Raw genomic sequence first — 23,295 nt, 5'->3', positions numbered from 1 at the left:
GAAGGGCGGCGTTATTCCTTCCAGAGGATATGGCAGATTTTCGCCGTCCGGTCACGGCTCAGCAGCATCCTGGCGAAAACATCGTCTACCGGCATGCCGTCCTGCTCCGCCAGGCCGATGACCACCTCGGCGAAATCATTCGGGTTGACCGGCAAATCCACCTGCCCGCGCCATCGCTCGGACGGATCGAACAGTTCCGCCGCGCCGCGTTGTTCAAACTGAAACTTAAACAGCAATACATCGGCCGGATCAAGATTGTCCGGCGCCAGTTCCAGAAAAATGTCATATGCCTGCTCGATGATATCATCATCGGTCAGTCGATCTTCCCCATCCATACCCGCGATCCCATGGTGTTTGCCAAAGAATATTACCCCATCTTGCCGGCCAAATCACAACAGCGGACTGAAAAAGTAGAACAACCTTTCGACGATCCGCTGCCAGTAGGGGCGTTGCGCCCAGCGGGCCGGATCCACCCGCCGGGAGCGGGCCATGTAATCTTCCTGTACCCGGGCCAAATCACTGCCGAAATCGTCATCGTCAATGACCAGCGTAATCTCGAAATTCAGCCACAGGCTGCGCATGTCCAGGTTGACGGTGCCCACCAGGCTTAACTGGCCGTCCACCAGCACGCTTTTGGTATGCAGCAGCCCGCCTTCAAATTGGTGTATATTGACGCCCGCCTCCAATAATTCGGCGAAAAAGGCCCGGCTGGCCCAGCCGACCAACAGAGAATCGTTGTAGCGGGGAATGACGATGTGCACATCAACGCCCCGTTGCGCCGCGGTGCAGATGGCATGCAGCAAATCGTCGCTTGGCACCAGATACGGCGTGGTCATGATCAATTGTTGATGTGACGCGTAAATCGATGTTAGCAGCGCCTGATGGATTACGCCTTCGGGAAAGCCCGGGCCGGACGCGATAACCTGAATGGTGTGGCCGGTGGACTGCTCGAAGGGCATGATATTGACATCCGGCGGCGGCGGCAGTATCCGGTGGCCGGTTTCGATTTCCCAGTCGCAGGAATAAATGATGCCCATCGCCGTGGTGACCGGGCCTTCCATGCGCGCCATCAGATCTATCCATTGACCGACGCCGGCATCCTGCTTGAAATAGCGCGGATCCACCATATTCATGCTGCCGGTATAGGAAATATAATTATCAATCAGCACCATCTTGCGGTGCTGGCGCAAATCCATCCTGCGCAGAAACACCCGCAAAATACTGACATGCAACGCCTCAATCACATCCACGCCGGCCTGGCGCATCATGGCGGGATAGGGGCTGCGGAAAAACGCCACGCTACCGGCGGAATCCAGCATCAGGCGGCAACTGACGCCGCGCCTGGCGGCGGCCATCAGCGCCTCCGCCACCTGGTCGACCAGCCCTCCCTGCTGCCAGATATAGAAGACCATTTCGATATTGTTTTGCGCCAGGCCGATATCTTTGATCAATGCCTTCAGGGTATCGTCAGTGCCGGTGAGCAGTTGCAACTGGTTGCCCTTCAGTCCGCCCATGCCCTGGCGATGCTCGCAAAGCCGGAAAAGCGATTGCGCCACCTCGCTGTTGTCGGTGGCGAAGATCCGCTCGCACTGTTTGAGATCCGACATCCATTTGGCGGCGGAGGGCCACATGGCCTTGGCGCGTTCCGCCCGTCGTTTACCGAGGTTCAGTTCGCCGAACAGTAAATAGGCGATGATGCCCACCAGTGGCAGGATATAGATGATAAGCAACCAGGCCATCGCGGACGGCACCGCCCGGCGTTTCATCAAGACTCGCAGGGTGACGCCCGCCACCAGTAACCAGTAGCCGAAAACCAATAGCCAGTTGATTACCGTATAGAAAGTTGTCATAGAGGCGAAGGATCCTGTTCGCAAGGCATAAGCCCTGAGTGTACGCATATGGGGCGAAAAGAGGAAATGCTTTTAAAGCCAATCCCCTTGGGACGTTGCTGTGGATAAGACGAGGCGTTTCGCGGCGGCGGATGAGCGGTACTGTCCCAGGAAATGAAGGCGGCCGCCGAGCAACAGCCCGTCTTGCGGGGGATGGCCCTTCATCATCCGCGCCCCCGGCGGCCAGCGCGCGTTTGTCGCTTTGGCTGGCGGGGCGAAAGGATTATAATGATGCCGTCGATCATTACCAAGAGCAGTTGTTGCATGAAACGAAGCAGAAATGAAGTCAGCCGCTGGCGTATGTTGCGGCAGGCGCAACGCCGCCGCAGTCGTTGGGTGGAGGCGCAGTCCCGCACCTATCGTCATTTGACCCGTTTGCGTCATATCCAGCTCAAGCAGCAACGTCGTTCGTTACTGTTTTCCATGAATATGTTCTAAGCATAAAAAAAACCGGCCCTGCGCCGGTTTTGCATTAGGTGTGGCATCCCTGTCTTGTTGCAAAAGCGTTGATTAAATACTCACTGGGTAGCCGTCGTGGTGGATGTCGACGTGGAACTGCCGTTTCCTTCCGGGTCGCTGGCCGAAGCAAGCGCCGCCACCGAACCGGAAACGATTCCAGCATCGGCGCTACTGGCGGAGCCGGACGCGCTCTGGGTCGCCATCTCGGTGGTCCCCGCCGCGCCGGCCGCCAGAGCGGCGGTGGAACCTGCGGCATACACCATGAATGCTGCCAACCATATCTTTTTGATCATAATTTACCTCCGAAGGTGAGAACTTACGGGAGTACAGCCTCTACACGTTATTCGATCTTACTCTGCTCAACAAATCGCCAATTGGTCCTCGCCGAGGATTCAAGGTGCCATTTGTGCTGTAACGGGTTACAAATAACTGATTTGAAGTTGATTAATTTTTATACTAAGAAAAATCTGAATTGATACCGGTTGTCGATGTCCCGGGGTATTGACTCTAATGACTGCGGGTTGTACGGCGGCGACGTGATGGACATTATCTCGAGTAGGGCGGCGGCGGGCACTGCGGTTGCGGGGCAATTGGCGTGGGAGCGTAAAAACGTTTTCATCGGTGGGCGGGCAAAAGGGCGGGTGACGACGGATCCCCTAAGCATCGAAACGCCGGCGCCCGTTATGCGATGGGGTCGCCCGCGCGGCGGACCGCCGCCATGTGGCGGGGCTGACGGCCAGACAGCCGCGCGTTAAAGGGAAATGCCGGGCCGGCTTGACGCCGTCGTACCCGGCCGGTGTCAGAATGTCTTGCGATAAGGTTTGACCGATACCGTCGCATAGACGCCGGCAGCCACATAAGGATCGGCGTCCGCCCAGGCTTGCGCCGCTTCCAGCGAGTCGAATTCGGCGATGATGACGGAGCCGCTGAAGCCCGCGGCGCCGGGCTCGCTGCTATCGATGGCCGGCAACGCGCCGGCGGTGAGCAGTCTGCCCTCATCGCGGAGAAGTTGCAGGCGCGCCACATGAGTGGGCCTGACCGATAAACGTTTTTCCAGGGAACCGGCGACATCTTCAGCGTAAATAACATACAGCACGATTGGCACTCCCGATGACAAAAAGGGGGTTTTCACGTTATGACATCGGCCAGGCGAGCGCAATATAAATTTTAGCGGGCGCCAAAGGCGAGCCGGTGAAGGCATTGCCGGGTAGTTTCGTCCTATATCCGGGTGCTTCTCCGTTGACGGCGTCTCCTTGCTTGCCACCGCGAAGCCCCTTGGCGTATTTAGAGTACAAACTGTTATTGAATATGATTGCTATTTGCATTTAAACTGCGCCCTACAGAAAATATTGCGTTGTCATGGTGTGAGATAATTTGAAAACCGCTCGACGATTTACGTGGCCGTTTGTGGCATCTGTGGGATTGCATACTTCATTGGTTGCGGGGCTGCTGTATGCGTCCATTCATCAGTTCAGCCCGCCACAAGCCGTCGAACAACCGATGACCGTTATGCTGACGGCGCCCGCGCCGGTGTCGGTCCCCGCGCCCGTGCCGCCGACGGTTGCGCCGACACCCCAGCCGGAACCTGTTTCTCCGCCGCCGGAACCCGAACCGCAGCCCCAACCGGAGCCGGAACCGGTCAGTGAACCGCCGGCGCCGGTACCAATCCCCCAGCCCAAGCCCAAGCCGAAACCCGTGCATAAAGAGGCTGCCCGGCCGCGCCCAAGCAAAATAAAGATACCGGCCCCTGAGCAGACGGCGCCGACCGACAATCAGACGTCGAAGCCGGCAATCGCGTCCGCCGCGCCGCCGGCCGCGCCCGCCGAGCATCAGACCGGGCCGGTGGTATTAAGCCGTCCCGATCCGGGCTACCCCGAGCGGGCCAGGGCGCTGGGCATTGAGGGACGGGTGCAGATTGAATACGATGTCACCGCGGCCGGCGAGGTGACCAACCTGCGCATCATATCCGCCTCGCCGCGCAATGTTTTCGAGCGGGAGATTCGCGAAGCGACGCGGCGCTGGCGTTATCAGAGCGGGAAGCCCGCGCAGAATATCTCCATGACCATCCTATTCAAACTGACGGGCGTCACCAGCGAGCATCACTGAATACCGGCGCCGGGCCAAAGGGCGTCAGTCGTCCGGCGTGAACTGGCGCTTCCCATCGGGCAGCGGCCGGGACTTGCCGCTATTATCCACCGCCACATACGTAAACTCCGCCTCGGTGGCCCGGTAACGCTGACCGATGGGTTCGGACATGACCTTTTTGACCCACACCTCGACATTGATATTCAGCGAGCTGTTGCCGGTACGGGTGCAGCGGGCATAGCAGCAAACCACATCGCCCACCGCCACCGGCTTAAGGAAGGTCATGGCGTCGACTCTGACCGTCACCACCCGGCCTTCGGCGATCTCCTTGGCCAGAATGGCGCCGCCGATATCCATCTGCGACATCAGCCAGCCGCCGAAAATATCGCCGTTGGCGTTGGTGTCGGCGGGCATCGCCAGGGTTCTTAACACCAGCTCGCCGCTGGGTAATACCGGTTCTTCACGCATGGTGCGCTCCACCCCTAAAAAAAGCCCGCCAGACGCGGACCGTAGCCGAGGTTTTAACGGGAATTCTTCTGATCCTCAGTCATGTGGCGGTAGACATAAACGCCGCTGAGCAAGGTGAATATCAGCGTTAATCCTGTCAGTCCGAATACCTTGAAATTGACCCAGACATTCTGCGGCAACCAGAAAGCGATATAGATATTGGCCGCGCCGCAGGCGATGAAAAACAGGGCCCAGGCAATGTTGAGGTTATTCCAGACCTGTTCTGGCAATATCAGCTCCTTGCCCAGCATCCGTTGTATCAACGGCCTTTTCATCACGAATTGACTAAAGAGCAATGCGATGGCAAACAGTCCGTAGATGACGGTGACCTTCCACTTGATGAATTCGGCATCACGATAATACATGGTCAGCGAGCCGAAAATGGCCACCAAAATAAAAGTCAGCAAAGTGACTTTTTCCACCTTATGATATTTGATCCATATAAAAGCCAATACCAGCGCCGAGGCGGCGATGAGCGCCCCGGAAGCCAGATAGATGTCGTACAATTTATAGACGATAAAAAAAACCACTAACGGCAAAAAATCGAGAAACTGCTTCATAGACGAATCCGTGGTTGGTTAACTGGCGCCGATATGTGCATTATCCTGACGCAACAGCATATACAGACGATACAGATAAATGAGTAATAACGCGGACACGAAATTACTCAAGCCGTTCAGCAGTACCGCTGACAACAGCGATGATACCTGGGTGAATTGCGAGGCCAGCAATAGCACCACGGCTTTGGCCAGCAGCCACGCCACTACGGCGGGCGTCACCAGACGCAGATTGGCGAAGGCCATTTTACTGCTTAGCCGCATGGACTTGAAGATCCCCAGGTTCTCGCTGGCGGCGATAATCGGCGCCAGGCTAAAGGCGATGGCCAATAAAACGCCGGGCACCACAATTAACAATAGCCCCAATTGCACCAGCAGCGTAGTCACAAAAATCAAGAGCAACAAACGCGGCAGCACGGGCGCGGAAAGGCCGATCGCCCGTATGACGCTGACCGATTGGCGTTTGGAGACCAATCGGATCATGGTCAGCAATCCGCCGGCCAGGATAACGTTGCCCATCAGACCGGCAAAGGTGCCGGCGGCGGACGCTTTGAGCAAAATCTTTTGCTGTTCCGGGGACAGTTGCTGCACCAGTTCTTGCAAACTCATGTTGGCCGAATCAGATAAACCGCTACTCTCGCCGCCGATGATAGCCAGTTGATCGGTGTTAGGCGATAAAACGTGCCCCAACAACACGCTGATTAATGCCGTCAATAACGCCAGCAACGCAATACTGGCAAATTGATTGCGGGTGAAATTCAGCATATCGCGGTATAAGGCACTTGCCATAATTGGCATGTCGACTCCTTGGCAAAACAATCTCTGTAGCCGGCTATTCTACCTTGTTAATGCCCGGTTGGCACCCCGCCGATCTCCCCCGGCGTTATTGGCGGCGCGCCGGTCGGCAACGGCAGGGCAAGAAGCGGCGCGGCCACATCCCCCGGCGGCGCTGGCGCGTCGGCGGGTACCCGGATGGCGGCCGGTTGTGCGGCGGCGGCCACATCCACCGGCGATGTCGACGCGATGGTCGGCATTCGGATAGGGGCCGGCTGCGCGGCGCCGGTCATCTCCGACGGGGATATGTGCGGCGCGACGGGCAACGGGGCCAGGCCATAAGCCGCCCTGGCGCGATCGCAGGCGCTGTTGCGCTGCTGCCCATCCCCCGACATGGCAAACTCGCGGCAAGGGGATGGGCGGTCGCTATAGATGGCGCAATGCACCGAATGACCCACTTCGCCCCGTAATGCGCAACAGCGGGGCTTTTTTTCATTGGTGCCCGACATGCAGCGCAAAAAAGGCGTCAGGCCCTCAGTGAGCCCGCTGGGAACGGAGCCGCCGCCGTCATCGCCTTCAGCCCAATAGAAAGACACCCGAAACCAGGCGCAGCATGCGCCGCAATGCATACAGGGATTCTCGCTTTCGCTCATGATGTTTTGTTGCCGACTCCACGGCAGTAATCCTCAGATGAAATTACTCACCGGCGGTCGGGAAAGCAATCGGATTTAATTTCAGCGCTCTTTTTTGATCATGTCGCGATCTTGATTGATATAGATCAACCACACGGACATTAAGGGATTGGTATAAAACTAGTTAATTAAGGTTCAGCGCAAATGAGGGCACTGCTGTGGCATAGTCCTATTTGTCATGTGGATCAATTTTGCGGTGACAAAAACTCGCATTTTCAACAAGGAGCGAATATGAAAAAGTTGGTGATTGGCGCAGCATTGGCATCGGGTATTTTTTCGGCGGCGGTATCAGCGCACCAGGCGGGGGATTGGATCGTAAGGGCGGGCACCGCGACGGTGAGACCGAGCGAAAGTTCGGATAATGTGCTGGGTCTGGGGGGATTCAATATCAATAATAATACCCAGCTCGGCCTGACCCTGACCTATCTGGCGACTGACAATATCGGGGTGGAATTATTGGCCGCCACGCCATTTCGCCATAAAGTCGGACTCAATAGCACCGGTGATATCGCAAGCGTAAGGGATTTGCCGCCTACTCTGATGGCGCAATGGTACTTCGGTCAGCCGAAAGATAAATTACGGCCCTATGTCGGCGTCGGTGTGAACTACACGACGTTTTTCGATGAAAAGTTCAACCAAACCGGGCATGACGCGGGCCTAAGCGACCTCAGCCTCAAGGATTCCTGGGGGGTCGCCGGGCAGGTGGGGGTGGATTATAATCTGAACGACAACTGGCTTATCAATATGTCCGTCTGGTACATCGATATGGATACCAAAGTGCGCTTCAATTCCACCGCGGCGGGAAGGCAAAGTATCGATACCCATATTAATCCCTGGGTGTTCATGTTCTCGACGGGCTACCGTTTCTAGTTTGACACGCCCGGTTCCGATGCTTTTCTGCGAGGCAGGGAATGTGTTTCCCCGCCTCAATGCGTTCAGGCTTGCGCGGAATGACGGGCGATATCACCCATATGCCCGGCTCTGCGCGGTTTAATCGTCATCGCGAATACCACCGCGATACCGAGGCAGGCCGCCATAAGAAAGTATGACGAATCCGTGGAGTGGGTTGCGCTATTGAGCATGCCCACCAGGTACGATCCGATAAACGCCCCCATCGCGGCCATGCTGTTAATCATCCCGCCGGCGCCGCCCACCATGGACGAAGGGAGCACATCATGCACCAGCGCGAAAAAAGGCCCAAAGGGTATGTACAGACAAGCGCCGGTGATGACCAGCAGGAAATACGACAGCCAGAAATGGCCGGCGCCCAGAAAAGGCAGCGCCAGAAAGCAGCAGCCGGCCACCAGGATCGGATAGGCGACGAAACCCACCCGTTTTTGCAATTTATCGCTCAGCCAGGCGACGATGACCATGGATATTGCCGCCAGTCCGTAAGGCAGCGCGGAAAGCAGGCCGGTTTCCGACATGGAGATGGCGCCGGAATGCAAAATGGAAGGCAGCCACATCATGAAGCCGAAAAAACCGATGCTTTGGAAAAACATCCAGCCGGCCAGTTTGATGACATTGGCGGACCCCAAAACTTCGCCCCAGCGGGTCATGGGTTCTTTATATCGCTGCTCTTCGGTCAAGGCGCCGGCAACGGCCATTTTTTCTTCTTCATTCAGCCAAGGCGCCTGTTCCGGTTTATCGCGGATAACCGTCCACCACACCATCGCCCAAACCACGGCGGGCAGCCCTTCCACCACAAACATATGGCGCCAGCCCCAATGCTGTACCAGCCAGCCGGAAAGAATGGACATCCATAGTACAGTGACGGGATTCCCCAGCAAAAACAGCGTGTTGGCCTTGGAACGCTCAGTATGGGTAAACCAGCGTGAAACCAGGAGCAGCAGGCTGGGCGTCACGATGGCTTCCACCACGCCCAGGGCAAAGCGAATGACAATAAGCGATGCGATATTGGTGACCAATCCGGTTAATGTGGCGCAGATGCCCCACAACACCAGACTCCAGGTTAACAGCTTGCGCACGCTCCACTTTTCCGCCAGCATCCCCCCCGGAATTTGCAGGGTAAAATAACCCAGGAAAAATAGCGCTCCAATCAGGGACGCCAATGAGGGGTTAATGCCGAGGTCGTCGCCGATGCCGGCGGCGGAGGCGAAACTGTAATTGGCTTTATCAAGATAGGACAGGCTATAGGTAATAAAGACCGTGGGCATAAGATAAAACCAACGGCGGGCGGGAAGTTTGGTCATTTTACTGTTCTCGATTCGATTTAAATAATTACCGGGCTGCGGGATTTTCCCAGGGTGTTTTCCGACGCTTATCAAAACGGTTTTTGATGAGTGAATTTGCGACAGAGATCACGCTGAATCCTGTTAACAAAGGCTGTTACGGGAGACGTGATCCCTATGGCATGTTGATCGGCCAGGAGGGGATTTTGGCCGGAGGAACGGGATTTTCAGGCGGCACGGCCTAGGGCCGATAGGCCGGCGGAACCCGGTTTTCGCCGATCTCGTGGTGGGCGGCGCGTGGGCGCGCAGAGCGCGGCCGGCGGTAACAGTTTTCGGTAACACGGCCGGCAAACCGGCGTCCGGCAGAATACCGGTTGCGCAAGGTTAATAAAAAGTTCACTTTCCCCGGCTAGTTTAAGGTCATCTTTCCACAGAGATGTTCCTTGGCGGCATTGGGCATGAGTTATCTTTCCCTTCACCATATCACCAAATCCTGGGGCGGCAGGAAAGCGCTTGACGATGTCGGTTTCGATGTCGCCGAGGGCGATTTCGTCGCGTTGCTCGGTCCATCGGGTTGCGGCAAGACCACATTACTGCGCATTATCGCCGGGTTGGAGAGCGCTGATGGCGGCAGCGTCGTTATTCGGCAGGCGGATGTGACCTGTTTGCCGCCCTCGCAACGCAAATTGTCGATGGTCTTCCAGTCTTATGCGTTATTTCCGCATCTGAACGTGAGGGAAAATCTGCTATTCGGGCTGCGGGCCCGTGGCGAGGATAAACGGCATTTCCCCTCGCGATTGGCCGAGGTCAGCGAACTGCTCGAACTGACTCCGTTGCTTGACCGGCTGCCGGGACAATTGTCAGGGGGGCAGCAGCAACGGGTGGCGCTGGGTCGGGCGGTGATCGCCAAAAACAGGCTCTGCCTGATGGATGAACCGCTATCCAATCTTGACGCCAAACTACGTCAAACCATGCGCCGCGAAATTCGCGCCTTACAGAAGACGCTCGGTCTGACCCTGCTGTATGTCACCCATGACCAGACCGAAGCGATGAGCATGGCCGATCAGGTTATTTTGTTAAATCAGGGCCGCATTGAGCAGCATTGCGCCCCGGATAGGCTTTATCAGGATCCGGGCAGCGTCTTTGCCGCGCAGTTCATCGGCGCGCCGCCGATGAATATCCTCTCCCTGACGCGTAAAGGTTCGCATCACTTCATTGGCGATATGCCGGCGCCGGTGGCGGAATACGGCGATGAAACCGTGCTGGGCCTCGGCCTGCGCGCCGAGGATATTCGCCTGGCCGCGCCGGAACATGCCCGGCTTACCGTCAGCGTCGTCAGTTGCGAGTATATGGGCGCCGATACGCTGCTTTCCTGCCAGCCACGCGGTTGCCGTGAGCAGATTACCGTCAAGGTTCCCGGAATGAAACGGTTTGCCCCGACAAGTCCGGTGGGGTTGGACTGGAGCGCCGCCGCGCAATACTTTTTTTTCGGCGCCACCGGGAAACGCTGTTACGGTGCCGAACAATCGGCGTTGCCGCTGGGAAAGAAATTCGCCGTCTAAATAGCGTTATAGCGCTGTTCTGTTAAATCAATTCAATTTAAAGGGGATATTATGTCTTTCGCTGCGCGCCTGTCGCATTTGGCCCTGGCCGGGTTGTTGGCCGCCGCCATGTCGGTTTCCGCCGCCGAACCGGTAAAATTGCAAATGTATTATCCAATCGCCGTCGGCGGTAAAGTCAGCCAAACCGTGGATTCGCTGGTGGCCGATTTTGAGAAAAACCATCCGGATATTCGCATACAGCCGGTGTATACCGGCGACTACGCCACCACGGTCACCAAGGCGCTGACCGCGTTTCGCGGCGGCAACGCGCCTCAGTTGGCCGTGATAGGCGATATCGAAGTGTACTCGCTAATCGACGCCGGGGCGATTTTACCCATTGGCGATCTGGCTGACGATGCGGCGGGCAAGGCCTGGATTGCCGGCTTTTATCCGGCGTTTATCCGCCATATACAGGGCAAGGTCTGGAGCATCCCTTTCCAGCGTTCAACCGTCGTGCTCTATTGGAACAAACAGGCCTTCGCCAAGGCGGGTCTGGATAGCGCCAAGCCGCCGGCCAACTGGCAACAAGTGGTCGATTTCGGCAAAAAACTGGTGATACGCGATGGTGAGAGCGTCAGCCAGTGGGGCATTGAGATTCCCTCGACGCCCACGGGCTACTGGACCTTCCAGGGGATCGCCGCCACCAACGGCGGCCGGCTCGACAACGGGAAAGGCACGGCGGTGACCTTTGACACCCCGCAAAACATCGAAACGTTGCAATGGCTGACGGATTTGGCGCAAAAGTACGGCGTTTCACCTCGGGGCGCCATCGCCTGGAGCACCACGCCGCAGGATTTCATCAGTGGTAAAACGGCGATGATGGTCACCACCACCGGTAACCTGGCCACGGTACGGGATAATGCCAAATTCCCGTTCGGCGTGGCAATGCTGCCGGAAAAAACCCAGCGGGGCAGTCCGACCGGCGGGGGCAACCTTTATCTGTTTAAAAATACCACGCCGGAACAGCAAAAAGCCGCCATGGAATTTATCCGCTGGCTGTCGGCGCCCGAACAGGCGGCGCGCTGGAGTATCGCCACGGGGTATGTCGCCACATCGCCCGCCGCATGGGATACCGCGTTGATGCGAAACTATGCCGAACGGGTTCCGCAAGCGCTGGTGGCCCGTGAACAACTGAAATATTCCCAGCCGGAGTTGTCGACCTACAAAAGCGTCCAGATTCAGGAGGCCTTGAACCATGCGGTGGAAGCCGCGGTCACACTGACGAAAACGCCGCAACAAGCATTGGCGGCGGCGCAGAAAGAGGCGGATCGGCTTTTGAAGCCTTACCAGTAACGGGGGCGCGATGAGCACGCTTCATACTGCGGCGCCGGCGGCGCGCAACCGCGGAATGTCACTGCAGATCCACGGCTATCTGCTGGTGTTGCCGGCCTTAGGCCTGTTGATGTTGTTTACACATTATCCGGCGCTGGCGACAATGTGGGAAAGCGTGTTTAGCGCCGCGCGCAACGGACACCCGGCCCGGTTCGTTGGTCTGGACAATTATCGGGCGTTGCTGGGGGACGACACTTTTTTACTGTCGTTGCGCAATAACCTCTGGTATGCGGTCATTACCATTCCCCTATCGGTCTCGCTGGCGCTGCTCATGGCGATGGCGGTAAATCGCCGCTTTCGCGGCAACAGCCTGATTCGTTCGGCGTTTTTTATTCCTTCGCTGTTGCCGATGATAGCCATCGCCAACTTGTGGCTGTTTTTCTACACGCCGCAACTGGGGTTGCTCAATCGACTCTTGGCGCTGCTCTCACTCCCGGCGGTAAACTGGTTGGGGGATACCGGCACCGCGCTGTATTGCCTGATGGCGGTCACGATTTGGCGCGAGGCCGGATTCTTTATGATTTTTTATCTGGCGGCGCTACAACAGATCGATCCCAGGCTGGCGGAAGCGGCCGCTATTGAAGGCGCGACGCGTTACTGCTTTTTCCGCCGGGTACAATGGCCCTTGCTGATGCCGACCACGCTGTTTGTCTTGATCAACGCCTCGATGAACGCATTTCGCATCGTCGATCAGGTCATTGCCATGACCAACGGCGGGCCTGACAACAGCAGCAGCCTGTTGCTGTTTTATATCTACCGGACTGCCTTCAGTTATTGGGACTTACCGTCCGCCGCCGCCATGACGGTGGTATTGCTGGCGTTGCTGGCCGGCATCGCGCTCATCAAATTCCATTTGTTGGATAAAAGGACTCACTATCAATGAGTTTGACCTTTACATCGCCGTCGGCGCCCGGATATTCCCCCGGCCGCCGGTGCCTGAACCTGGTGATTTGGCTGGCGGCGCTGCTGTGGTTTTCGCCGATACTGGCGGCGCTCTGGGTGGCGTTCCATCCCATTTCCAGTCAGGCCTCGTTCACGCTGTTCGCCCCGCTGACGCTGGATAATTTCATTCGCGCCTGGCAAGCCGCGCCGTTCGGCCGCTATTTTCTCAATACCTTCCTGCTGGTGGCGATGATTGTCTTTTGTCAATTGGTGCTGGCGACGATGGCCGCTTACGCGCTGGTACGCTTTCGACTAAAACTGGCCGGGTTGTTGTTTGCACTGATTTTGCTGCAATTGATGATAAGTCCGGACGTGCTTATCTTGAAAAACTACCAAACCATCAGCGCCATGGGGCTTCGCGACACTCTGCTGGGCATCGGCCTGCCTTATTTCGCCTCGGCGTTCGCCATTTTTCTGCTGCGCCAGACCTTTAAGGGTATCCCGTTGGCGCTGGAGGAAGCGGCCATTGTGGAGGGCGCCGGCCGCTGGCGGATACTGCATCGAATTTATCTGCCGCTGGCCAGGCCGGTCTACATCGCGTTCGCCCTGGTATCCATAAGCTTTCACTGGAATGATTTTCTCTGGCCGCTGGTTATCACGGATTCGGTGAATGTCCGTCCGCTGACCGTTGGGCTGCAACTGTTTTCCGCTCCGGAACAGGGCGTGCAATGGGCGCTGATCGGCGCGGCGACGCTGATGACGTCCGCGCCGTTGCTGGCGTTGTTTCTGCTTTTCCAGCGTCAGTTCGTGCAATCGTTTATGCGCGCCGGCATCCGCTGACGCCGGTTTGTTACAGGCCTAACCGCGAGTGGCCGCTTTCATTTCCCGAACGAAATCACTCAGTTGGGCCAGCATGGCCGCCGGATCGCCCACATTGCGTTCAATGATTTTCACCACCGCCGACCCGGAGATGGCGCCCGCCGCGCCCGCCGCCAGCGCCGCCCTCACTTGTCCTGGCTCCGATATGCCGAAACCCTGCAGGGCGGGCGCGGCATGGTACTCTTTAAGGGTATTCACCAGATGTTCCAGCGGCGTGTGGGCGCGGTTTTCACTGCCGGTAACGCCGGCCCGGGACAACAGGTAAGTGTAGGCACGGCCGTGTGAGGCGATTTCCCGCAATAAGCCGTTATCGGCGTTCGGCGGGCAGATAAAGATCGGCGCGATACCGTGACGTAGCGCCGCGCTACGGAATGGCAGGCTTTCCTCGATGGGAACGTCGGCCACCAGCACCGAATCGACTCCCGCTTGCGCGCAGCGGGCATAGAACGTGTCGATGCTCTTATTGAACACCAGATTGGCATACATCAGCAAGCCGATGGGGATGGCCGGATATTTGCCTCTGACGGCGGTCAGGATATCAAAACAGTGATCGGGGGTGACGCCGGCGCTGAAGGCCCGCAGGTTGGCATTTTGGATGGTCGGTCCGTCCGCCAGGGGATCGGAAAAGGGGATGCTCAACTCCAGCGCATCGGCGCCCGCCTCAATCAGGGTTTCGATAATGGCCAGCGACTGGCCGGGATTAGGATCGCCCAGGGTCACAAAAGGCACAAACGCGCCTTCCTGGCGGCGTTGCAGCGCCGCGAACATTTGCTCATAGCGTTCCATTAAATTTCTCCTCGCGCTTTCAAAATATCATGAACGGTAAAGATATCCTTATCGCCGCGCCCTGACAGATTCACCACCAGAATCTGTTCTTTTTCCGGCTCCGCCTTGATCATTTTCAGCGCATGGGCCAGGGCATGCGACGATTCAAGCGCCGGAATGATACCTTCGTGGCGGGACAGGGCCTTGAAAGCCTGCAACGCTTCTTCGTCGGTGATGGAAACATATTCCGCGCGGCCGATACTGTTGAGGTAGGCGTGCTGCGGACCCACCGACGGGAAATCGAGGCCGGCGGAAATGGAATAGGATTCTTCGATTTGTCCGTCGTCGGACTGCATCATCGGCGATTTCATGCCGAAATAGATGCCCAGACGGCCGTGTTTGAGCGAAGCGCCGTGCTGCCCGGTTTCGATGCCCAGGCCGCCGGGTTCGACGCCGATAAGTCGTACCGCGGGCTCCTCGATAAAGTCGGCGAACATGCCGATGGCGTTGGAACCGCCGCCCACGCAGGCCAGTACCGCATCGGGCAGACAGTGTTCCCGCTCGCGCAATTGCTGTTTGGTCTCCTCGCCGATCATTCGCTGGAATTCACGCACGATGGTCGGATAGGGGTGCGGGCCGGCGGCCGTGCCCAGCATGTAATGGGCTTTTTCATAACTGCCGGACCAGTCGCGCAACGCCTCGTTACAGGCGTCTTTCAGCGTATGGGAGCCGCTGGTGACCGGGATCACCTCCGCGCCCATCAGCCGCATGCGAAACACGTTCGGCGCCTGGCGTTCAATATCCTTCGCGCCCATATATATCCGGCATTTCAGACCCAGCAGGGCCGATGCCAGGGCGGACGCCACGCCGTGCTGTCCGGCGCCGGTTTCGGCGATGATTTCGGTTTTGCCCATCCGTTTGGCCAGTAACGCCTGGCCCAAAACCTGATTCGTCTTATGGGCGCCGCCGTGCAACAAATCTTCCCGTTTCAGGTAAAGCCTGGTTTTGCTGCCGGCGGTCAGATTGCGGCATAGCGTCAGGGGCGTGGGGCGTCCGGCATAATGGGTGAGCAGGTCGCGGAACTCGGCCTGAAAAACCGGATCGCTTTGCGCGCTGACAAAGGCGTCTTCCAGTTGCAATAGCGCCGGAATCAGGATTTGCGGCACGTACATGCCGCCGAATTCGCCGAAATAAGGGTTGAGTAATGTCATGCTGTCATGTCTCTTGTTTTGCCGGGCGCCGTCAATACGCGCGCAGCGTCTGAAATACCGTAGCCAATTTTTGATGGTCTTTGCGTCCGGGCGCGCTTTCGACGCCGGAATTGAAATCCAGCCCCGCGCAACCCAGTTTAGCGGCGGCCACGCAATTATCCGCCGCCAATCCGCCCGCCAGCATGACATCGTCCAGGCGCTGGCCGGCCAACAGCGACCAATCGAAACGCTGGCCGCTGCCGCCGCCGTTGTCCAGTAAATAACGATCCACACCGGTATAATCCCGCGCCGGCAGGCCGGAGCGCATATCCAGCGCCTTCCAGATACGGCAGGGGGCGGGTAAACGGCCGCGCAGGGCGTCGATGTACGCCTGGTCTTCGGCGCCGTGCAGTTGCACGGCATACAGGTCCAGGGATTGGGCGGTCAGCGCAATGTATTCGATATCGGCGTCGCGGAAGACACCCACATAACGTAAGGGCGCGCCGGAGATAACGCGCTTGGCCTGTTCGATAGTCACCCGCCGGGGCGAGGCGGGCACGAAAATCAGCCCTCCGTAAACGGCGCCGGCTTCCCAGGCCGCCTGAGCATCTTGCGCGCGGGTCAGTCCGCAAACCTTGTTTTCCCCCAGCAATACGGTGCGAACGGCCCTGTCCAGATCCGTTTCCGCCATCAACGCGCTGCCTATCAGGAACCCATTGACGAAATGGCTCAATTCGCGAACATGACGATAGGACGTGATGCCGGATTCGCTGATGACCGTGACGCCGGCGGGCAGCTTTGGCGCCAGGGTCCGGGTCCGGTTCAGGTCAATGGATAAATCGCGCAGGTCGCGGTTGTTGATGCCGACCACCTTGGCGCCGAGGGCAACGGCGCGGCGACACTCGTTCTCGCTAATGGCTTCGGTCAGTACCCCCATATCCAGACTGTGGGCGACCTCGGCCAATTGGCGGTAAGTATCGTCGTCCAGTACCGACAGCATCAATAATATGGCGTCCGCCTGATGATAGCGGGCCAGATAAATCTGGTAGGGATCGATAATAAAATCCTTACAGAGCACAGGCTGATGAACGACCTGGCTTATCTGCCGCAAGAAGGCGAAATCGCCCTGGAAATATTTTTCATCGGTCAGTACCGAGACGGCCGAAGCGTAATGCTTGTAGATCCCGGCAATGGCCGCCGGGTCGAAATCAGCCCGGATGAGGCCTTTCGATGGCGACGCTTTTTTGCACTCCAATATGAAAGCGGTCCGCGTTCCCGCCAGGGCGTGGTAAAAACTGCGGCTGCTCGGCGTCACCGCCGGTAGAAATTCGTCCAGCGGCTGGCGCTGTTTGCGGTCCGCTACCCAACGCTGTTTATCGGCGACGATTTTCGCCAGTACCGTATCCTGCATGTGTTATCCTCTCGCCGCCAAGGAGGCGACCAGTTCGTAGGCCTGGCCGCCGCGGATCACCGCCAGGGCCTGCTGGGCGTTTTCCCGCAGATCCTCCCGGCCGAAGAGCTTCAACAGCAACGCGACATTGGCGGCCACGGCGGCTTCATGTGCGAGTTGGCCTTTACCTTGTAACAACCGCGCCAGAATGTCACGGTTTTCTTCCGGCGTCCCGCCCAAAAGCGCGTCCGCCGGTTGGCCCGGCAACCCGAAATCCGCGGCGGTCAATTGATAGCTGGCGATGTCGCCCTGATTCAGTTCCGCCACCAGGGTCGGAGAGTGCAGCGCCACCTCGTCCATGCCGCCGCCATGCACCACCGCGGCCCGCTGGTAACCGAGCACCTGCAGGGTGCGGGCGATGGGCAGGACCAGCTCGGGGCTATAGACGCCTATCAGCGCCAGCGGCGGCCGGGCCGGGTTGATAAGCGGTCCGAGGACGTTAAATAGGGTGCGGGTCTTTAACTGCTGGCGTACCGGCATGGCATGACGAAAACCGGTGTGATACTGGGGCGCGTAAAGAAAGCATACGCCCAGCTCATCCAGCGCCTGCCGGGATTGTTCCGCCGGCATATCCAGACGGATGCCGAATGCCGCCAGTAAATCCGACGAGCCGGAACGGCTGGAGACGCTGCGATTGCCGTGTTTGGCCACCCTGGCGCCGCAGGCGGCGGCGACAAAGGCGCTGGCGGTGGAAATATTGATGCTGTTGGAGCCGTCGCCGCCGGTGCCGACGATATCGGCGAACGGATAGTCCGGCCGGGGGAAGGGCCTGGCGTCGGCCAGCAGCGCGCTGGCGGCGCCGGCGATTTCCTCCGGTTGCTCGCCGCGAATCTTCATGCTGATCAGCGCCGCCGCCAACTGGGTCGGCTCCAGTTGCCCCTGGATGATGGCGGCGAATAACCGTTCGCTTTCCTGGCGGCTTAAGCGGTCGCCGTGGTATAGGGTGTCCAGTATCTGTTGCATGGTCGGTTCCTTATTTTCTTAAGCCAACGCCCAATCCAGCGTTTGGTTCAGCAACCGTGCGCCCTGGGTGGTGAGAATGGATTCGGGATGAAACTGAAAACCGCAAATGCGATCGGCGTCATGGCGCACCGCCATGACCATATCGTGGAAATGGGCATTGACCGTCAGTCCCGGCGGTATCCGGCTGCCGACCAGCGAATGGTAGCGCGCCACCGGCAGCGGGTTGGACATGCCGGCGAACATGGCCTGACCGTCATGTTCGATGAGCGACGCTTTGCCATGCAAAATTTCCCCCGCCTGGCCGACATGGCCGCCATAGGTTTCCACAATGGCCTGATGGCCGAGGCAGATACCGATGATGGGCAGCCGGCCGCGCAATTGCTCCAGCAGCCGGGGCATGCAGCCGGCATTGGCCGGCGCGCCGGGTCCGGGAGAAAGCACCAATATCGGATTTTCCATTTTTTGCAGCGCGGCGATAATGGTCGCGGCCGGAAGCTGGTTGCGGTAGACCACCACCCGGTGATGATTGGCGCGCAATTGATCGACCAGGTTATAGGTAAAAGAATCGATATTATCGAGCAACAGGATGTCGGCCATTAGAAAATCTCCCTGGCGTGATGTGCGGTGGCGATGGCGCGCAGCACGGCGCGGGCCTTGTTGCGGCTTTCGTCGGCTTCGGCTTGCGGCACCGAGTCCAGCACCACGCCGGCGCCGGCCTGCACAGTGGCGATGCCGTCTTCCACATAGGCGGAACGAATGACGATACAGGTATCCAGCGTGCCCTGAGCGGTGAAGTAACCGATGGCGCCGCCGTAACTGCCCCGGCGGGTGCCCTCGGCCTCGGCGATAAGCTGCATGGCGCGGACTTTCGGCGCGCCGCTCAACGTGCCCATGTTCATGCAGGCGCGATAGGCATGCAGCACATCCAAATCGGATCGCAGGGTTCCAACGACCCGCGAGACCAAATGCATAACGAAGGAATAGCGATCGACCTTGGTCAAATCGGCCACATAACGGCTGCCCGCCTCGCAAATCCGCGCCAGATCGTTACGGGCCAGATCCACCAGCATCAGGTGTTCGGCCAGCTCTTTATGATCCGAGCGCATCTCCAGTTCAATGCGGCTGTCGAGATCGGCATCCAGGGCGCCGTCCGCCCGGCGGCCGCGGGGACGCGTGCCGGCAATGGGGTAGATTTCGATTTGCCGGTTGCGGGCATCGTATTTCAGCGAACTTTCCGGCGAGGCGCCGAACACGGTGAAATCGTCATCCTGCATAAAGAACATATACGGGCTGGGGTTATTTTCCTTCAGCGTATGATAGGCTGCCAGCGACGACGGACAGGGCAGGGAAAACCGCCGGGACGGCACGACCTGGAAGATTTCGCCTTCGCGTATGGCCTGCTGCATTTTTTCCACGACGCGGCAATATTCCTCATCGCTTTGACTGCATTCCAGCGTCATGCTATCGATAACCTGATGGGGGATAGGGCCCGGCGTCTGAGTCAATTGGTGCTGCAATTGTTCAAGACGGGATTGAAGACGCTGCCGTTCGCCGCTGTCCGGCGTAAACAGGCTGGCTTGCAAACGGCAGGTGCGATGCTGGTGGTCAAGGATCAACAACGTTTCGGCCAGATAGAAACAAAAATCGGGGCAGCGCTGGTCCTGGCGTACCGGCGGCAGCGCTTCGAAGCCGGCCACCAGATCATAGGCGAACAAACCGCCGAGGAACACGGCTTCCGGCTGGTCGTCCGGTGCACCCACCAGCGTCAGCAGTAAACGCAGGCAATCGAATACCGACAGGGCGCGCAAACGGGCATCCTCGTCCAGCATCTCTTCCACGATGGGAAACGCCAATTCGCGGCCGTTGGGGTGCGTCCTGTTTATCACCTCGGGCGGCAGCGCGGCGTCCAGTAACGGCAGCAACGCCGCGCCGTTGGCGGTTAACGCCTGAATTGTGACCTGTCGGCCCAGGGCGGTGATGCGCATGGCGCTGTCAAGGATCATCCAGCTATTGAGATTGCGCTTGCTGTTGATTTCCGCGGATTCGAGCAGCAGGGTGGACGGACGCGCGCCGCACAGATGATTGAACACGGCGGTAGGATCGTCCCGGTACGTGGCGGCGGCTTGCAGTAATTCCAGTTGTGGTCGCATGGTCGGCATGATGTATGTCCTGTTTTTCGCCCATAAAAAAACCCGCTAATCTGCGGGCTTTCGGGATCCTGCTCTGTCTGATGACAGCAACGCATGATAACACCGCCCGCTAAAGGGAGGTGCGCCACCAGCGAAGCATAACCGCCGTCATCGACATCATGGGATTCTCATTACGTGTTAATCTTGCGTACTAGTAAACTAGTTCGGCAATGAATTGTCAACAGCCGCCGCTTAAATTCGGCAAATAATCTTACGGGTACGAATCCGCAAGGATAAACGTTATGATAGGACGACATACGGCATTGACAATGTAAGGTAGATGTTTGACGTTCAAATCTCCACTGCTCACCCTTTATGATTTGCACAGCCACACCACCGCGTCCGACGGTGTCCTGACGCCGGAGGAACTGGTGGCGCGCGCGGTCGCCATGGGGGTAGACGTGCTGGCGATAACCGATCACGACACCTTGGATGGCCTGCCGGCGGCGCGCCGGGCCATTATCGACGGTAATCTGCCGATAACGCTGGTGCCGGGGGTGGAAATTTCCACCTTATGGCTGCATCACGAAATTCATATCGTCGGGCTGGCGTTCGATGGCGCGCATCCGGCCATGACCGGTTTGTTGTCGGCCCAACGGGTGCGGCGGCGGGAACGGGCGGTGCTTATCGCCGAGCGTCTCGAGCGCGCCGGTATCCTGAATGCCTGGCGCGGCGCCGGCGATTTCGCCGACGGCGCGGCGATAACCCGCGGCCATTTCGCCCGCTATTTGGTGAGCGTCGGCGCCGCCGACACGCTGGCCGGCGTATTCAAGAAATATTTGTCCAAAGGTAAAACCGGTTATGCGCCGGCGCAGTGGTGTACTATCGCCCAAGCCGTGTCCGCCATACGGCAGGCCGGCGGGCAGGCGGTGCTGGCCCATCCGGGCCGCTACCGGCTTTCGGGCAAATGGCTGAAACGTCTGCTGGATCATTTCGCCGAGGCGGGGGGCGAGGGTATCGAAGTGGCCTCCTGCCAGCAGGCGCCGCAGGAAAGGACCTTGCTGGCCGGCTATGCCCGTGAACGGGGATTGCTGGCTTCTCAAGGGTCCGATTTTCATCAGCCTTGCGCCTGGATCGAATTAGGACGCAAACTCTGGCTGCCAGGTACAGTGGAGCCGATATGGCGGGATTGGCCGAAGGGCGACGAGATTTCACCGTCGGCCGCTTTTAACGTAAAGGGATAAACAGGGTTTACCGGGGCAGTCATCCCGCGAAACGAAATAAGGAGTGTTAATGAGCCAGTTTTTTACTATCCATCCGGAGAATCCGCAGTTGCGGCTGATTAATCAGGCCGTCGAACAACTGCGCAACGGCGCGGTCATCGTCTATCCCACTGATTCGGGGTATGCCCTGGGCTGCCGCCTGGAGGACAAGAACGCCATGGAGCGGATCTGCCGTATCCGCCAGTTGGACGGCGATCATAATTTCACTTTGATGTGCCGCGACTTGTCCGAATTGTCCACTTATGCTTATGTTGATAACCAGGCCTTCCGTCTGATCAAAAACAATACGCCGGGCAAATACACCTTTATCCTCAAGGCCACCAAAGAGGTGCCCCGTCGTTTGATGAATGAAAAACGCAAAACCATCGGTTTGCGGGTTCCCTCCAATCCTATTGCCGTGGCGCTGCTGGAAAGCATGAACGAGCCGCTGATGTCCACCACCCTGATGCTGCCGGGTAACGATTTCGCCGAGTCGGATCCGGAGCGGATCAAAGATCATCTCGCCAAACAGGTCGACCTGGTGATCCATGGCGGGTTTCTGGGACAGCAGCCCACGACGGTTATCGATTTAACCGAGGATACGCCTAAAGTGGTCCGCGAAGGGGTCGGTGATATTTCGCCGTTTCTTTAAGTCGCCGCCGCGTTCGCGTCCGATATAGCCCCCGGGGTTAAAATTGGTGTAGTATGTGCGGCCGCGCGACGCTTTGTCGCGGCGGTTCAACCAGACCAGACGCCTGTGAAGGCGACACGTGAGGAAGCGCCATGAGCGAAAAATTGCAAAAAGTCCTGGCCCGCGCCGGCCAGGGATCCCGCCGGGAAATCGAATCCCTTATCGAACAGGGCCGCGTTAGCGTCAATGGCAAGATCGCCACGTTGGGCGATCGGGTCGACGCCGTCGGCGCGTTAAAGATTCGGGTGGACGGTCGGGTGATCACCGTCGCGGCTTCCGATGAATCCGTCTGCCGGGTACTGGCTTATTATAAACCGGAAGGGGAGCTTTGCACCCGCAAGGATCCCGAGGGGCGTCCCACGGTCTTTGATCGGCTGCCGCGGCTTACGGGCGCGCGCTGGATAGCGGTCGGGCGGCTGGATATCAACACTTCCGGGTTGTTGCTGTTTACCACCGATGGCGAGCTGGCCAACCGGCTGATGCATCCCCGTCATGAAGTGGAAAGGGAGTACGCGGTGCGGGTCTTCGGCCAGGTGGATGACGAAAAACGCCGGCTATTGACCCAGGGCGTGCAACTGGAAGACGGGCCGGGCGCGTTTAAGACCTTAAGTTTTCAGGGCGGCGAAGGGGTTAACCTTTGGTTCAACGTGACATTGAACGAGGGGCGCAACCGTGAGGTGCGGCGTTTGTGGGAGGCGGTCGGCGTGCAGGTGAGCCGTCTCATCCGCACCCGCTATGGCGATATCGCCCTGCCCAAGGGGTTACCGCGCGGCGGCTGGACCGAACTGCCGCTGGCCCAGACCAATTATCTGCGCGAGCTGGTATCGCTGCCGGCTGAAACGGTATCCAAGGTACCGGTTGAGCGCGACCGCCGCCGGTTGAAAGCCAACCAAATCCGCCGGGCGGTAAAACGCCACACCCAGCTCACGTCGGGAAGAAGGGGCGGCTCGGGCGCCAAACGCGCCGGCGATTGACATCCGGGCCGACCTTGCGGAA

Annotated in this window: 26 protein-coding genes and 1 other annotated feature; of the genes, 10 read left to right on the top strand and 16 right to left on the bottom strand. The window is 58.4% G+C overall.

Translation table 11 applies throughout. The annotated features are described in order from the left end of the window. Window positions 1-11: 11 nt before the first annotated feature. Window positions 12-335 (bottom strand): HI1450 family dsDNA-mimic protein, encoded by a 324-nt coding sequence (locus tag FCN80_RS03060; RefSeq protein ID WP_136988421.1) that lies wholly within the window; start codon window positions 333-335, stop codon window positions 12-14. Window positions 336-389: 54 nt separating this feature from the next. Next, a complete protein-coding gene (cls, locus tag FCN80_RS03055) occupies window positions 390-1,850 on the bottom strand; it encodes a cardiolipin synthase (protein ID WP_136988420.1) in 1,461 nt (486 codons plus the stop codon). A 303-nt stretch (window positions 1,851-2,153) separates the two neighbouring features. Here cls and FCN80_RS03050 point away from each other — a divergent pair, with 303 nt between their 5' ends. Further along, window positions 2,154-2,327, top strand: coding sequence for a YciY family protein (locus tag FCN80_RS03050; RefSeq protein WP_136988419.1), 174 nt, complete (start codon window positions 2,154-2,156; stop codon window positions 2,325-2,327). Window positions 2,328-2,407: 80 nt separating this feature from the next. On the opposite strand, the gene FCN80_RS03045 is transcribed toward FCN80_RS03050, so the two are convergent. From FCN80_RS03045 to FCN80_RS03035, 3 genes are all read right to left on the bottom strand, one after another. Beyond that, window positions 2,408-2,641, bottom strand: a complete 234-nt coding sequence (locus FCN80_RS03045; RefSeq protein WP_136988418.1) for a hypothetical protein — start codon at window positions 2,639-2,641, stop codon at window positions 2,408-2,410. 506 nt (window positions 2,642-3,147) lie between these two features. Beyond that, window positions 3,148-3,444 carry a YciI family protein gene (locus FCN80_RS03040; protein ID WP_136988417.1) on the bottom strand — a complete coding sequence of 99 codons (297 nt, stop codon included), beginning with the start codon at window positions 3,442-3,444 and terminating at the stop codon, window positions 3,148-3,150. A 37-nt stretch (window positions 3,445-3,481) separates the two neighbouring features. Further along, window positions 3,482-3,673, bottom strand: a complete 192-nt coding sequence (locus tag FCN80_RS03035; RefSeq protein WP_136988416.1) for a hypothetical protein — start codon at window positions 3,671-3,673, stop codon at window positions 3,482-3,484. Between the two features lie 82 nt (window positions 3,674-3,755). On the opposite strand from FCN80_RS03035, the gene FCN80_RS03030 reads away from it, so the two are divergent. After that, entirely contained in the window at window positions 3,756-4,454 is a 699-nt protein-coding gene (locus FCN80_RS03030; RefSeq protein WP_230492458.1) for a TonB family protein, read from the top strand. A gap of 24 nt (window positions 4,455-4,478) precedes the next feature. Here the strand turns inward: FCN80_RS03030 and yciA are convergent, their stop codons facing one another. Genes yciA through FCN80_RS03010 form a run of 4 tightly spaced genes read right to left on the bottom strand, consistent with a single transcriptional unit; the run spans window position 4,479 to window position 6,924 of the window. Further along, window positions 4,479-4,901 (bottom strand): acyl-CoA thioester hydrolase YciA, encoded by a 423-nt coding sequence (gene yciA / locus FCN80_RS03025; protein WP_136988414.1) that lies wholly within the window; start codon window positions 4,899-4,901, stop codon window positions 4,479-4,481. 53 nt (window positions 4,902-4,954) lie between these two features. Further along, the gene (locus FCN80_RS03020; protein ID WP_136988413.1) at window positions 4,955-5,500 is read right to left on the bottom strand and encodes a septation protein A; all 546 of its coding nucleotides are present in this window, start codon (window positions 5,498-5,500) and stop codon (window positions 4,955-4,957) included. Between the two features lie 18 nt (window positions 5,501-5,518). Beyond that, window positions 5,519-6,295: a YciC family protein gene (locus tag FCN80_RS03015; RefSeq protein WP_136988412.1), complete on the bottom strand. Its 777-nt coding sequence runs from the start codon at window positions 6,293-6,295 to the stop codon at window positions 5,519-5,521. A gap of 47 nt (window positions 6,296-6,342) precedes the next feature. Next, window positions 6,343-6,924, bottom strand: a complete 582-nt coding sequence (locus FCN80_RS03010; RefSeq protein ID WP_136988411.1) for a YkgJ family cysteine cluster protein — start codon at window positions 6,922-6,924, stop codon at window positions 6,343-6,345. A 270-nt stretch (window positions 6,925-7,194) separates the two neighbouring features. Here FCN80_RS03010 and ompW point away from each other — a divergent pair, with 270 nt between their 5' ends. Further along, window positions 7,195-7,833 carry an outer membrane protein OmpW gene (gene ompW, locus FCN80_RS03005; RefSeq protein ID WP_136988410.1) on the top strand — a complete coding sequence of 213 codons (639 nt, stop codon included), beginning with the start codon at window positions 7,195-7,197 and terminating at the stop codon, window positions 7,831-7,833. A gap of 65 nt (window positions 7,834-7,898) precedes the next feature. Here ompW and FCN80_RS03000 read toward each other — a convergent pair whose 3' ends face one another. Continuing rightward, complete coding sequence (locus FCN80_RS03000; RefSeq protein ID WP_136988409.1) at window positions 7,899-9,176, bottom strand: MFS transporter; 1,278 nt, start codon at window positions 9,174-9,176, stop codon at window positions 7,899-7,901. Window positions 9,177-9,613: 437 nt separating this feature from the next. Between FCN80_RS03000 and FCN80_RS02995 the strand changes: the two genes are divergently transcribed. Genes FCN80_RS02995 through FCN80_RS02980 form a run of 4 tightly spaced genes read left to right on the top strand, consistent with a single transcriptional unit; the run spans window position 9,614 to window position 13,810 of the window. Further along, window positions 9,614-10,717 carry an ABC transporter ATP-binding protein gene (locus FCN80_RS02995; protein ID WP_136988408.1) on the top strand — a complete coding sequence of 368 codons (1,104 nt, stop codon included), beginning with the start codon at window positions 9,614-9,616 and terminating at the stop codon, window positions 10,715-10,717. A 51-nt stretch (window positions 10,718-10,768) separates the two neighbouring features. Then, on the top strand, window positions 10,769-12,049 hold the full coding sequence (locus FCN80_RS02990; protein ID WP_136988407.1) for an ABC transporter substrate-binding protein: 1,281 nt from the start codon (window positions 10,769-10,771) through the stop codon (window positions 12,047-12,049). Window positions 12,050-12,059: 10 nt separating this feature from the next. After that, window positions 12,060-12,971, top strand: a complete 912-nt coding sequence (locus FCN80_RS02985) for a carbohydrate ABC transporter permease (protein WP_136988406.1) — start codon at window positions 12,060-12,062, stop codon at window positions 12,969-12,971. Next, on the top strand, window positions 12,968-13,810 hold the full coding sequence (locus FCN80_RS02980; RefSeq protein WP_136988405.1) for a carbohydrate ABC transporter permease: 843 nt from the start codon (window positions 12,968-12,970) through the stop codon (window positions 13,808-13,810). Before FCN80_RS02985 ends, FCN80_RS02980 begins: the two co-directional genes overlap by 4 nt. Before the next feature lie 18 nt (window positions 13,811-13,828). On the opposite strand, the gene trpA is transcribed toward FCN80_RS02980, so the two are convergent. The 6 genes from trpA to FCN80_RS02950 are packed head-to-tail and all read right to left on the bottom strand — an operon-like array spanning window position 13,829 to window position 20,376. After that, on the bottom strand, window positions 13,829-14,635 hold the full coding sequence (gene trpA / locus FCN80_RS02975) for a tryptophan synthase subunit alpha (protein WP_136988404.1): 807 nt from the start codon (window positions 14,633-14,635) through the stop codon (window positions 13,829-13,831). Continuing rightward, the gene (gene trpB, locus FCN80_RS02970) at window positions 14,635-15,825 is read right to left on the bottom strand and encodes a tryptophan synthase subunit beta (protein WP_136988403.1); all 1,191 of its coding nucleotides are present in this window, start codon (window positions 15,823-15,825) and stop codon (window positions 14,635-14,637) included. The genes trpA and trpB overlap by 1 nt, the downstream gene beginning before the upstream one ends. A 31-nt stretch (window positions 15,826-15,856) precedes the next feature. Continuing rightward, a complete protein-coding gene (gene trpCF, locus FCN80_RS02965; RefSeq protein ID WP_136988402.1) occupies window positions 15,857-17,215 on the bottom strand; it encodes a bifunctional indole-3-glycerol-phosphate synthase TrpC/phosphoribosylanthranilate isomerase TrpF in 1,359 nt (452 codons plus the stop codon). A gap of 3 nt (window positions 17,216-17,218) precedes the next feature. Next, window positions 17,219-18,217, bottom strand: a complete 999-nt coding sequence (trpD, locus tag FCN80_RS02960) for an anthranilate phosphoribosyltransferase (protein ID WP_136988401.1) — start codon at window positions 18,215-18,217, stop codon at window positions 17,219-17,221. Between the two features lie 18 nt (window positions 18,218-18,235). Next, a complete protein-coding gene (locus FCN80_RS02955) occupies window positions 18,236-18,814 on the bottom strand; it encodes a glutamine amidotransferase-related protein (protein WP_136988400.1) in 579 nt (192 codons plus the stop codon). After that, window positions 18,814-20,376, bottom strand: a complete 1,563-nt coding sequence (locus tag FCN80_RS02950) for an anthranilate synthase component 1 (protein ID WP_136988399.1) — start codon at window positions 20,374-20,376, stop codon at window positions 18,814-18,816. Before FCN80_RS02950 ends, FCN80_RS02955 begins: the two co-directional genes overlap by 1 nt. Window positions 20,377-20,399: 23 nt before the next feature. Then, window positions 20,400-20,503, bottom strand: a sequence feature (Trp leader region). A gap of 187 nt (window positions 20,504-20,690) precedes the next feature. Here FCN80_RS02950 and rnm point away from each other — a divergent pair. The 3 genes from rnm to rluB all read left to right on the top strand — a co-directional run bounded on the left by rnm (window position 20,691) and on the right by rluB (window position 23,273). Continuing rightward, window positions 20,691-21,590: an RNase RNM gene (gene rnm, locus FCN80_RS02945; protein WP_136988398.1), complete on the top strand. Its 900-nt coding sequence runs from the start codon at window positions 20,691-20,693 to the stop codon at window positions 21,588-21,590. A gap of 49 nt (window positions 21,591-21,639) precedes the next feature. Beyond that, window positions 21,640-22,260, top strand: a complete 621-nt coding sequence (locus FCN80_RS02940; protein WP_136988397.1) for an L-threonylcarbamoyladenylate synthase — start codon at window positions 21,640-21,642, stop codon at window positions 22,258-22,260. 131 nt (window positions 22,261-22,391) lie between these two features. Then, complete coding sequence (gene rluB, locus FCN80_RS02935) at window positions 22,392-23,273, top strand: 23S rRNA pseudouridine(2605) synthase RluB (RefSeq protein WP_136988396.1); 882 nt, start codon at window positions 22,392-22,394, stop codon at window positions 23,271-23,273. Window positions 23,274-23,295 lie beyond the last annotated feature (22 nt).

The organism is Martelella alba, assembly GCF_005217455.1.
Lineage (GTDB): Bacteria > Pseudomonadota > Gammaproteobacteria > Enterobacterales > Enterobacteriaceae > Acerihabitans.
The sequence above is the reverse complement of the archived record's forward strand: the minus strand, read 5'-3'. Positions and strand labels throughout refer to the sequence as shown.

What these genes read in the sequence shown, in the direction of transcription:
- FCN80_RS03045 (WP_136988418.1), bottom strand. Translation starts at nt 2,641, where the DNA reads ATGATCAAAAAGATATGGTTGGCAGCATTCATGGTGTATGCCGCAGGT.
- FCN80_RS02980 (WP_136988405.1), top strand. Translation starts at nt 12,968, where the DNA reads ATGAGTTTGACCTTTACATCGCCGTCGGCGCCCGGATATTCCCCCGGC.
- FCN80_RS02955 (WP_136988400.1), bottom strand. Translation starts at nt 18,814, where the DNA reads ATGGCCGACATCCTGTTGCTCGATAATATCGATTCTTTTACCTATAAC.
- yciA (WP_136988414.1), bottom strand. Translation starts at nt 4,901, where the DNA reads ATGCGTGAAGAACCGGTATTACCCAGCGGCGAGCTGGTGTTAAGAACC.
- FCN80_RS02985 (WP_136988406.1), top strand. Translation starts at nt 12,060, where the DNA reads ATGAGCACGCTTCATACTGCGGCGCCGGCGGCGCGCAACCGCGGAATG.
- trpCF (WP_136988402.1), bottom strand. Translation starts at nt 17,215, where the DNA reads ATGCAGGATACGGTACTGGCGAAAATCGTCGCCGATAAACAGCGTTGG.
- ompW (WP_136988410.1), top strand. Translation starts at nt 7,195, where the DNA reads ATGAAAAAGTTGGTGATTGGCGCAGCATTGGCATCGGGTATTTTTTCG.
- FCN80_RS02940 (WP_136988397.1), top strand. Translation starts at nt 21,640, where the DNA reads ATGAGCCAGTTTTTTACTATCCATCCGGAGAATCCGCAGTTGCGGCTG.
- FCN80_RS03020 (WP_136988413.1), bottom strand. Translation starts at nt 5,500, where the DNA reads ATGAAGCAGTTTCTCGATTTTTTGCCGTTAGTGGTTTTTTTTATCGTC.
- FCN80_RS02950 (WP_136988399.1), bottom strand. Translation starts at nt 20,376, where the DNA reads ATGCCGACCATGCGACCACAACTGGAATTACTGCAAGCCGCCGCCACG.
- FCN80_RS03015 (WP_136988412.1), bottom strand. Translation starts at nt 6,295, where the DNA reads ATGCCAATTATGGCAAGTGCCTTATACCGCGATATGCTGAATTTCACC.
- cls (WP_136988420.1), bottom strand. Translation starts at nt 1,850, where the DNA reads ATGACAACTTTCTATACGGTAATCAACTGGCTATTGGTTTTCGGCTAC.
- FCN80_RS03035 (WP_136988416.1), bottom strand. Translation starts at nt 3,673, where the DNA reads ATGCAAATAGCAATCATATTCAATAACAGTTTGTACTCTAAATACGCC.
- trpA (WP_136988404.1), bottom strand. Translation starts at nt 14,635, where the DNA reads ATGGAACGCTATGAGCAAATGTTCGCGGCGCTGCAACGCCGCCAGGAA.
- FCN80_RS03010 (WP_136988411.1), bottom strand. Translation starts at nt 6,924, where the DNA reads ATGAGCGAAAGCGAGAATCCCTGTATGCATTGCGGCGCATGCTGCGCC.
- trpD (WP_136988401.1), bottom strand. Translation starts at nt 18,217, where the DNA reads ATGCAACAGATACTGGACACCCTATACCACGGCGACCGCTTAAGCCGC.
- FCN80_RS03060 (WP_136988421.1), bottom strand. Translation starts at nt 335, where the DNA reads ATGGATGGGGAAGATCGACTGACCGATGATGATATCATCGAGCAGGCA.
- FCN80_RS03000 (WP_136988409.1), bottom strand. Translation starts at nt 9,176, where the DNA reads ATGACCAAACTTCCCGCCCGCCGTTGGTTTTATCTTATGCCCACGGTC.
- trpB (WP_136988403.1), bottom strand. Translation starts at nt 15,825, where the DNA reads ATGACATTACTCAACCCTTATTTCGGCGAATTCGGCGGCATGTACGTG.
- FCN80_RS02995 (WP_136988408.1), top strand. Translation starts at nt 9,614, where the DNA reads ATGAGTTATCTTTCCCTTCACCATATCACCAAATCCTGGGGCGGCAGG.
- FCN80_RS02990 (WP_136988407.1), top strand. Translation starts at nt 10,769, where the DNA reads ATGTCTTTCGCTGCGCGCCTGTCGCATTTGGCCCTGGCCGGGTTGTTG.
- rluB (WP_136988396.1), top strand. Translation starts at nt 22,392, where the DNA reads ATGAGCGAAAAATTGCAAAAAGTCCTGGCCCGCGCCGGCCAGGGATCC.
- FCN80_RS03050 (WP_136988419.1), top strand. Translation starts at nt 2,154, where the DNA reads ATGAAACGAAGCAGAAATGAAGTCAGCCGCTGGCGTATGTTGCGGCAG.